At 59.8% G+C, this 8,966-nt stretch carries 11 protein-coding genes; all 11 read right to left on the bottom strand.

The window, feature by feature from the left end:
- Nucleotide 1: 1 nt before the first annotated feature.
- Complete coding sequence (locus tag QCBJ_RS28710) at nucleotides 2–1,411, bottom strand: circularly permuted type 2 ATP-grasp protein (RefSeq protein ID WP_015885394.1); 1,410 nt, start codon at nucleotides 1,409–1,411, stop codon at nucleotides 2–4.
- 416 nt (nucleotides 1,412–1,827) lie between these two features.
- Nucleotides 1,828–2,169 carry a ribonuclease E inhibitor RraB gene (locus tag QCBJ_RS28715; RefSeq protein WP_015885395.1) on the bottom strand — a complete coding sequence of 114 codons (342 nt, stop codon included), beginning with the start codon at nucleotides 2,167–2,169 and terminating at the stop codon, nucleotides 1,828–1,830.
- 213 nt (nucleotides 2,170–2,382) lie between these two features.
- Nucleotides 2,383–2,619, bottom strand: coding sequence for a hypothetical protein (locus tag QCBJ_RS28720; protein ID WP_015885396.1), 237 nt, complete (start codon nucleotides 2,617–2,619; stop codon nucleotides 2,383–2,385).
- A gap of 103 nt (nucleotides 2,620–2,722) precedes the next feature.
- Nucleotides 2,723–3,328 carry an START domain-containing protein gene (locus tag QCBJ_RS28725; RefSeq protein WP_102062076.1) on the bottom strand — a complete coding sequence of 202 codons (606 nt, stop codon included), beginning with the start codon at nucleotides 3,326–3,328 and terminating at the stop codon, nucleotides 2,723–2,725.
- 53 nt (nucleotides 3,329–3,381) lie between these two features.
- Nucleotides 3,382–3,636: a YkgJ family cysteine cluster protein gene (locus QCBJ_RS28730; protein ID WP_015885398.1), complete on the bottom strand. Its 255-nt coding sequence runs from the start codon at nucleotides 3,634–3,636 to the stop codon at nucleotides 3,382–3,384.
- Nucleotides 3,637–3,798: 162 nt separating this feature from the next.
- On the bottom strand, nucleotides 3,799–4,284 hold the full coding sequence (locus QCBJ_RS28735) for a hypothetical protein (protein WP_015885399.1): 486 nt from the start codon (nucleotides 4,282–4,284) through the stop codon (nucleotides 3,799–3,801).
- A 104-nt stretch (nucleotides 4,285–4,388) separates the two neighbouring features.
- A complete protein-coding gene (locus QCBJ_RS28740; protein ID WP_015885400.1) occupies nucleotides 4,389–5,828 on the bottom strand; it encodes a PLP-dependent aminotransferase family protein in 1,440 nt (479 codons plus the stop codon).
- A 209-nt stretch (nucleotides 5,829–6,037) separates the two neighbouring features.
- On the bottom strand, nucleotides 6,038–6,853 hold the full coding sequence (locus QCBJ_RS28745) for an OmpA family protein (protein ID WP_064052617.1): 816 nt from the start codon (nucleotides 6,851–6,853) through the stop codon (nucleotides 6,038–6,040).
- Complete coding sequence (locus QCBJ_RS28750) at nucleotides 6,850–7,212, bottom strand: DUF4398 domain-containing protein (RefSeq protein WP_015885402.1); 363 nt, start codon at nucleotides 7,210–7,212, stop codon at nucleotides 6,850–6,852. Before QCBJ_RS28750 ends, QCBJ_RS28745 begins: the two co-directional genes overlap by 4 nt.
- A 9-nt stretch (nucleotides 7,213–7,221) precedes the next feature.
- Nucleotides 7,222–8,037: an ABC transporter substrate-binding protein gene (locus tag QCBJ_RS28755; protein WP_064052616.1), complete on the bottom strand. Its 816-nt coding sequence runs from the start codon at nucleotides 8,035–8,037 to the stop codon at nucleotides 7,222–7,224.
- Between the two features lie 72 nt (nucleotides 8,038–8,109).
- The coding region (locus QCBJ_RS28760; RefSeq protein ID WP_102062077.1) for an electron transfer flavoprotein subunit alpha/FixB family protein at nucleotides 8,110–8,966 on the bottom strand (857 nt) is incomplete at its 5' end.

Consider the following 8,966-nt stretch of genomic DNA (forward strand, 5'->3'; position numbering starts at 1 on the left):
ATCAGTCCTCGACCACCCACGTGTCTTTGGTGCCGCCACCCTGGGACGAGTTGACCACCAGCGAGCCTTCGCGCAATGCAACGCGGGTCAAGCCGCCGGGGACCACACGGGTTTCCTTGCCGGACAACACGAACGGGCGCAGGTCGATATGGCGGGGCGCAATGCCATTTTCGACAAACGTCGGGCAGGTGGATAAACACAGGGTCGGCTGGGCGATATAGGCGTGGGGCTTGGCCTTGATACGGGCACGGAAGGCTTCGATTTCCGCTGCGGTGGACGCCGGGCCCACCAGCATGCCGTAGCCGCCGGAGCCTTGGGTTTCCTTCACGACCAGGTCGGGCAGGTTGGCCAATACGTGGGAAAGTTCGTCGGGCTTACGGCACTGGAAGGTCGGAACATTCTTCAGGATCGGTTCTTCATCCAGGTAAAAACGGATCATCTCGGTGACGAAGGGGTACACCGACTTGTCATCCGCCACCCCGGTGCCGATGGCATTGGCCAGCACCACATTGCCGGAGCGGTAGGCCGCGAGCAGGCCGGGCACGCCGAGCATGGAGTCCGGGTTGAAGGCCAAGGGGTCGAGGAAGGCGTCATCAAGGCGACGGTAGATCACGTCCACGGCCTTGGGGCCATCGGTGGTACGCATGAAGACGCGGTCATCGCGCACGAACAGGTCGGCGCCTTCCACCAGTTCCACGCCCATTTCACGGGCCAGAAAGGCATGTTCAAAGAACGCGCTGTTGAAGCGGCCCGGGGTCAATACCACCACGCTGGGGTTGTCCAGGGGGCTGGAGCTTTTCAGGGTATCCAGCAACAGGTTGGGGTAGTGATCGATGGGCGCGATGCGTTGGGCGGCGAACAGTTCAGGGAACAGGCGCATCATCATCTTGCGGTCTTCGAGCATGTAGCTGACGCCGCTCGGTGTACGCAGGTTGTCTTCCAGCACGTAGTACGTGCCGTCGCCATCGCGTACGAGGTCGACCCCGGAGATGTGGGAATACAGGTCGCGGTGCAGGTCCAGGCCTTGCATGGCCAGTTGGTATTGCTCGTTGGCCAGGACCTGTTCGGCGGGGATGATCCCGGCCTTGATGATGCGTTGTTCGTGATACAGGTCGGCGAGAAACATATTAAGCGCCTTGACCCGCTGGATGCAGCCGCGCTCGACAATCCGCCATTCGCTGGCGGGGATGCTGCGTGGGATGGTGTCAAAGGGGATCAGGCGCTCGGTGCCCTGCTCGTCCCCGTAGAGCGTGAAGGTGATCCCGGCGCGGTGGAACAGCAAATCGGCTTCGCGCCGGCGTTGCGCCAGCAGTTCAGCAGGCGTGTCGGCCAACCAGCGGGCGAACTCGCGGTAATGAGGCCGGACCTGCCCTGCCCCATCGTACATCTCATCGTAATAAGTGCGGATCATGCCGAACTCCTTGTCACCCGGACGCGAGAACCATCGCAAGGCCCGTGCCAGCGGCATAAACACTTAAAAATCAGTGAGTTAAATAAACATAAAAATCTGACCGCACCGTCCTGGTGCGCAGAATGCCCGGTGCACAGCCCCACGCTTCATCGCAATGCGGGCTTTGACTATCAACAGCATAGCCAGAGTTGATTTCACTGCCCGGCCAAGCCTGCGGATAATCACAACCATCTGCTGAACAGGATGCGTCCTACAGGTTCAGCCCACCGCTCTTCCCTTTAGGCCACCCTCTTTGGGTGGCTTTTTTTTGGTGCAGAAAAGTGGGCTACAAGTTCCGAGTAGTTTTCCTACAGCACAAACAAAATCGGCCGACCCAAAGGTCAGCCGATACGCTGTGGTTCTCATACTGCTAACTGCTACATGGGTAACCCACGCACCTCCTGCTTCACGCCCCATCCCTCGATGATCCCACCCAGCGGCTCGACCACCGCCTCAAAGTCTTGCTCGAAGTCTCCTATGCCGTCGTAGGTAGCGAACATGATTTTGCTCAGTTCCAGGTACCAGGCGCCATCGTCGCGCGCACTGACCTGGGCATTCAGGGATTCCCCGCGAAACTCACCCGCAGCCCTGCGCGCCCGTTCCTCATCCGGGAAAATGGCGTAGAACTCGATGGGGTGAAAACGCGAAAAGTCGAAGCCGCCCTCTTTCATGCGGCGCAGAACGTTGGTGCTGATGTCTTCTTGATAGGCTGTGCTCATGAAAAGTGCTCCTCAAATTGATGGATAGACTTTCCGTGCTTCCCGAAGCCCACGCCGTACTGGCGTGGGGACTACGGCAATAACATCACCGCTGGAAAACAAGCATGTAGCTGACAAGACCAGACCTTAGCGATTCATTCGCTGATCTCATTTGCAGAGTAGCGCGAAGCTATCACCTCCACCAGAGGCGCTTTAAGGGTGGACAGGGAATATTCAGGCGGCAGGAGAGATGTCGAGGATCTGGATACTGTTCTGGTCTTTGAGGATCTTGACCGTAGGCTCGGGCTTGCGGCCCTCCAGGTCGTTGAGGTCCAGTTCGGCGGCGACGGGCACCAGTTTGTTGCGAATCATGTGTGCCGCATCTTCGAGGCTGGGCTTCTGGTCACAGGTGAACTGTTCAACGGACTGCACGCCGTGATCATCAACAAAGGTAATCTGCCACTTTTGCATCGGTGCCTCCTCGATAAAACCCGTGTGTGGGCTTACCTCTATCTGGACCTTGGGGGCTTGGCAAACGTTCCACCCAAGGTCGGAGACACCCGATCAACTGCGCTTATTTTTCGGCGTGTTCTTTCAAGGCTTTCAAGGTGTTGAACGGCGCGTCCACCACAAACTTGTTGGCCAACCACGAAGGCACGCTGCCACCTGGTTCGGTGTGCACCTGGTAAGTGACTTCGGTCTGGTTGTCGCCCTTTGGCACCAGTTTCCAGAAACCTTCTACTTGAGCAACCCGTACGAAGCCTTTTTCTTCTGGCTGATAGGTCGGGACCTCCAGCAAAGTTCGGGTCACGCTGCCGTCAGCGCCCTTCGAGGTGGTGATTTTGAGAATCGAGTCACGATTAGTGACGGGGAACGGGGCATTGAACTGGGTGTAGGTGTAGCTGACGTCACCCTCGTGTTTAAGCAGTTTTTGCAATTTGCATTCGTGAATCCATTTGCAGGCACCCACTACGTCTTCCTGCAGCGCAACAATCTTGGCAACCGGCGCCTTAATCGTGGTCACACCGCGATACGCCTTGTACTTGGAGCCGGCCACTTCGCTCAGGGACACCTTGATACCGTCTTCATCCTTGGCGACTTGCCAATCCTCAGCCTGGGCAGTGGCAGCAAACAACACCATAAAACCGCACAGCACAGCCATTCGTTTCAGCGAACCCATTGTTGTATTCCTTATTGTCGAAGTTCCGAAAAAAGTTCCGATAGTAAAGCCCATCAAGCCGCCGTCATCTGCTCCCACCAGCCGATCAAGCGAATCGCATCGGCCTGGTCGGTGCCGCAGACCTCGATATCCGCCTTGAAATCGCTGCACACCGCCGGTCGCTCCGGTTGCCCGAACAGCAGGCATAGCTGTTCGACCGACAGGTGCAGGCAGCGTTCGCCGGCCGGCTTGCCTTGTGGCATGCCCGGTAATGGCGAACTGATGGAGGGGGCGATGCAGCAAGCGCCACAGCCTTCACGGCAATTCATGACCAGCAGGTCCTCGACGACTCAATGTGGATGGCCGGGCTAGAGTACGCCCTAAAACAGCCGTTTTAAAATGGTCTAACAGGGGTTTTTCGCAGAAAACAAACGTGACTGACCAGTCTGCGACAGATGGTCGGAGGGACACGTCACGTCTGTGGGAAAAGTTTACTGCTTGAATTCGAAATCCAGCGCTGCACCTTCCACATCGCGCCGCTCTTCGTTGCGCAATTGCAGCCTCATCTCATTGCTGAGCAGGCGGCCGTTGATCTGGAATGCACTGTTGTCGGTGGGCTTCTCGCCGAACATCGGCGGCAGCAGGGGCACGCTCTTGGGCTTGGGCATGGTGCCGATGGGCTGCAAGTGCCTGACCATGTCCGAAGGCAGTGACAGGTCCAACTGTGCAGGGGGCAATTGCGTCTGGGCCACTTCACGGGAGGCCTTGGATTTGCTCGCAGCACGTTTTTTGGCAGTGGCCGCGTTCTTCTTCGCAGCGGGCGCTTTTTTGGCCGGCGCCGGTTTTTTCGCAGGGGTCTTCTGTTCAGAGCTGGCAGCAGGCTTGGTTTCGCTCACAGGGGCCGCCGCCAGCGCTGTGCTGACGTTGCACAGGCTTAACAGGCCAATTACCAGAACAGCGCGAAAAATCTGAGTCATATTGCCTACAGCATTAACGGCAGAGGGCCATATGCTCGCTTGTTGTGCACGGCATGACAAGCGTGGTGATCAGCCCACTGTCGGAGTTGTCCCTTTTTTGCGCCTCAGAGGCCGGCTGCAGTTTCCTGGCATAGCTGGCTGGCCAGCATCCCCAGGGTCATCAGCGCCCGCTCTGCCTCACGGTTCCACGGCGTACCGCAGTTAAGGCGAATGCAGTGGTTGAACTGTTCTGTGTTGCTGAAAATCAACCCTGGCGCAATGCTGATGCCCTGTTGCAGGGCACGCACGTGCAGTTCCTGGGTATTGACCCGTCCAGGCAAACTGACCCACAGGATAAAACCGCCGGTCGGGCGAGTCATCTGCGTGCCTTCGGGGAAATACTGCTGCACCGCCAGCTGGAACGCGCTGAGGTTCTTGCGGTATTCCTGACGGATGTAGCGCAGGTGCCGGTCGTAGCCGCCATTCTCAAGGTAAGCGGCAACGCCCATCTGCGTGACACTGCATGCGGAGTGGGTGCTGAACATCTGCAGGCGCTGGATTTCCTGCTGGTACTTGCCGGCGATCATCCAGCCGATGCGCACGCCGGGGGACAATGTCTTGGAAAAACTCGAGCAATAGATCACCCGGTCCAGGCGGTCATAGGCTTTCAGGGCCTTGGTGCGGCCGAGCTCGAACATCAGTTCGCCGTAGATATCGTCCTCGACAATCTGGATATCGAAATCCGAGGCCAGGCGCAGTAACTGTTTTTGCCGTTCTTCGGGCATGGTGCCGCCGAGCGGGTTGCTCAGGCGCGTGGTCAATACCAGCGCCTTGATCGACCATTGGTTCGCCGCCAGTTGCAGGGCTTCCAGGCTCATGCCGGTGGACGGGTCGCTGGGAATCTCGATGACTTTGAGGCCCAGCAGATCAGCCAGCTGCAGCAGGCCGTAATACGTCGGCGACTCAGCGGCAATCAGGTCGCCCGGGCGCGTCAACACCCGCAGTGACATCTGTAAGGCATCGACGCAACCGTGGGTGATCACCACTTCGGAAGGATCCACCACCACACCCGCATCGCGCATGCGGATCGCCACCTGACGGCGCAGCGGTTCGAAACCGGGGCTGAACATATAGCTGAAGGCCCGAGGGCTCTGAAAGCGCGTGACCTTGGCCAACTGCTGGTGCAATGCCCGTACCGGCAGGTAATCCACGCTCGGCACCGCGGCGCCCAACGGGAACACCCCTTCGCGGCGGGATTCGCCCAACACTTGCTGAATGATGCTGCTGCGGGTGACCAACCCCGGCCGCTCGACCCGCGCGATGTCCGGCGTGGGGGCCGTGAGCGCGGGTGTCTGATGCACGTAATAACCGGACTGCGGACGTGCCCGGATCAGCCCCTGGTCTTCCAGGTTGGCGTAGGCCTGCAACACCGTGGCGTGGCTCACGTTGAGCTGGGAGCTCATCTTGCGCACCGAAGGCACACGCTCCCCCGGTTGATAGACACCGCGCCGGATATCCTCAGCCAGTTGCTGGGCGATACGTTGGTAAAGCAACAGATTGGTCATGACGCAGCACTCGATTTCACGGGTATTTTATTTTTGTGTGAAACATACCGGCACAGTTTAGAAGTGTACGGGGACAGTTGCCACAATAGTCGAGCGCGGGCGGGAGTGACAGTAAAAACTGTAGGGCGGGTGACTGGGATTTCAGGCGCACATAAAAAATGTGGGAGGGGGTTTTGCCCCCTCCCACATTTTTGATCTGCGCCAGGCTTCTAGCGGGCGGCGCCCAACTGGCCTTTGGCGTCGGAAAACACAATTTCCACCCGACGGTTCTGCGCCCTGCCCCGCTCAGAGGCATTCGCTTCGACCGGGTACTGGTCGCCATAACCCTCGACCTGGATGCGTTTTTCGTCGATCCCCAGGTCTACCAGTACATCGGCCACCGACTGTGCGCGGTCGCGGGACAGTTTGAGGTTTTCCCGCTCACCGCCGGTGTTGTCGGCATACCCCTCGATGCGCACCACACGCTTGGGGTTCAGTTGCAGGAACTGTACGATTTTCAGCACAGTGCGGTTGGCCGAGTTTTTCAGCTCCGCCTCACCGGTGTCGAACAGCACGTCACCCAGGGTCATCACCAGGCCGCGATCGGTCTGGGTGGTGGCCAGGCTGGCGATCTGTTCTTCAAGCCACTTACCTTGCTGCTGCACGCTGATCAGCTTGCTTTCACGCAGCGCCAGTTGCAGGCGCTGGCGTTCCAGCTCGAGCTTGGCGCCGCGCTCTTCGTTGAGCGCCTGTTCGGTGTGCTCGCGGGCAATGGCGCTGTAGCGCTGGCTCAGGTAGGCGTAATGCACCACGTCGGCGCCGCTGCCCCAGTAGCTGGACAAGCGATCGGCGCGGGCCAGGGACTCACCGGCACGGATCACATCCTTGGGCGCGATGCGTAACACATTGGCGTCTTCCTTGACCTTCTGGAAGTCACTGCCCGCCTGCTGCAAGGCCTGCTCGCCATTGGGGTGGCTGGCGCAACCGCCCAGCACCGCACTGCCCAACAGCACGGCACAGCCCAAACCACGGATCATCGGGCTCATTGGGCCTCCCCCAGTTGCAATTGCTTGCGCAGACGGGTGATGCGGGTGTTAAGCACGTTCAGTTGTTCCTGGCTCTTGCGGGTCAGCACTTGGGCTTCGGCCAGGCGCGCGTCCAGCTCGGCCTGTTCGGCCTGCATGCGTGCGTCCTTGTAGGATTGATCGGCCATGTCGGCCTTGGCCTGGGCGAATTTGTCTTCGGCCAGTTTCAGTTCGGGTGATTCATCGGCACTGGCACCCACGGCGCCGGCTTGTTCCAAGGCTTGCTGGGTGAGGCGTATTTGTTCATTCGGCGCAGGATCGGCTGCACATCCCGCCAGAGCGACAACGGCGAGGGCCGCGAAAAGAGGTCGAAGAGTCACTGAAAATCCCTACTTTGTTGGGGTGCCGACGGGTTGCTGCAATTGTGCTTTCCAGCGCTCCAGGTTGCGCTGCAGCGCGGTTTCCGCCACACCGGACGCGGGCAATTCTGTCATCTTTTTAGCGAGCTGTCCGCGTAACCACGGATCATTGCAGGCCGAGTTGTGGGAAATCGCCAGGTACAGGCCCGGCTGATCGATGGGCACGTCGCGGGCGATCAGGTCATTGCTCATGCCCAGGCTCTGCGCCATGGCCATGCCGGAATAACGACTCGCCAGCACATAGTCCACTTCCCCCAGCAGCAGCTTCTGGAACGCCGGCGTCAGTGAAGGCAGGCGCTGCAGGCTCAGTTGCTGGCCGGCGAAGGTCTCGAAGTCGGCGCTCAAGCGTGCACGCTCCGACACTGCACCTTTGTGCCCGTGCAGGTCTGCCGCCGTGGTGTAGGCCAGCGCCGAATCCTTGCGCGTCCAGACCAGGTAGTCGAGCTGCACCAGCGCCGGGTGAATGTAGTCGAGGGTTTCCAGTTCGCCCAGGTTCAGCGGCGCATCGGCCAGGATATCCATGCGCCCGCTGCGCACTTCATCCAGGGCCAGGGAGCGTTTGCCGCCGTAGAGCAGGTCGATTTTCAACCCGAGGTCCTTGGCCACTTGTTGCAACACATCAGCGGTGGCGCCGATCAGGTGCGTGGGGTCTTGCGGGTCGCGCCAGAGCAAAGGCGGTGCGTCCGGGCTGCCGGTGATCACCAGGCGATCGCATTTGCCAGCGGCCAGCGTCAGGCTCGGCAGCAGTGTGAGGCCCAGCAGTACGGCCCAGGGGCGCAGTTCCATGGCGAGTGTCTCCAGCAAGTCAAAAAAAGCCCGGTCACAAGGACCGGGCTCTTTATAAGTGAAGCGACTGGATTAGACCAGCTTCTCCAACTCGGGTACGGCTTCGAACAAGTCCGCCACCAGGCCGTAATCAGCCACCTGGAAGATCGGTGCTTCTTCGTCCTTGTTGATCGCAACGATCACTTTGGAGTCTTTCATACCGGCCAAGTGCTGGATCGCGCCGGAGATACCGACGGCGATGTACAGCTGTGGCGCGACGATCTTACCGGTCTGGCCGACCTGCATGTCGTTCGGTACAAAACCTGCGTCGACGGCCGCGCGGGAAGCGCCGACCGCAGCGCCCAGCTTGTCAGCCAGGGCATACAGGTGCTTGAAGTTGTCACCGTTCTGCATGCCACGGCCGCCGGAAACGACGATCTTGGCAGCGGTCAGCTCAGGACGATCCGACTTGGCCAGCTCTTCGCCAACAAAGCTGGATGTACCCGCGTCGTGGGCAGCCGCAACAGCTTCAACGGCAGCCGAACCGCCTTCAGCGGCCACCGGGTCGAAACCGGTGGCACGGACGGTGATGACTTTGACCGAAGCGTTCGATTGAACGGTAGCGATGGCGTTACCGGCGTAGATCGGGCGCTTGAAGGTGTCGGCGCTTTCGACCGAGATGATCTCGGAGATCTGGTCAACGTCCAGCTGCGCGGCAACGCGTGGCAGGATGTTTTTGCCGTTGGAGGTGGCGGCAGCCAGAATGTGGCTGTAGCCGGCGCCCAGCTCTGCAACCAGCGGGGCGACGTTTTCCGGCAGTTGATGAGCATAGGCCGCGTTGTCGGCGACCAGTACTTTGCTCACGCCAGCGATTTTTGCAGCGGCTTCAGCCACGGCGCCAACGTTTTGGCCGGCGACCAGGACGTGGATATCACCACCGATTTTGGCGG

Source organism: Pseudomonas sp. QC2, from assembly GCF_002859085.1.
Classification (GTDB): domain Bacteria; phylum Pseudomonadota; class Gammaproteobacteria; order Pseudomonadales; family Pseudomonadaceae; genus Aquipseudomonas; species Aquipseudomonas petroselini.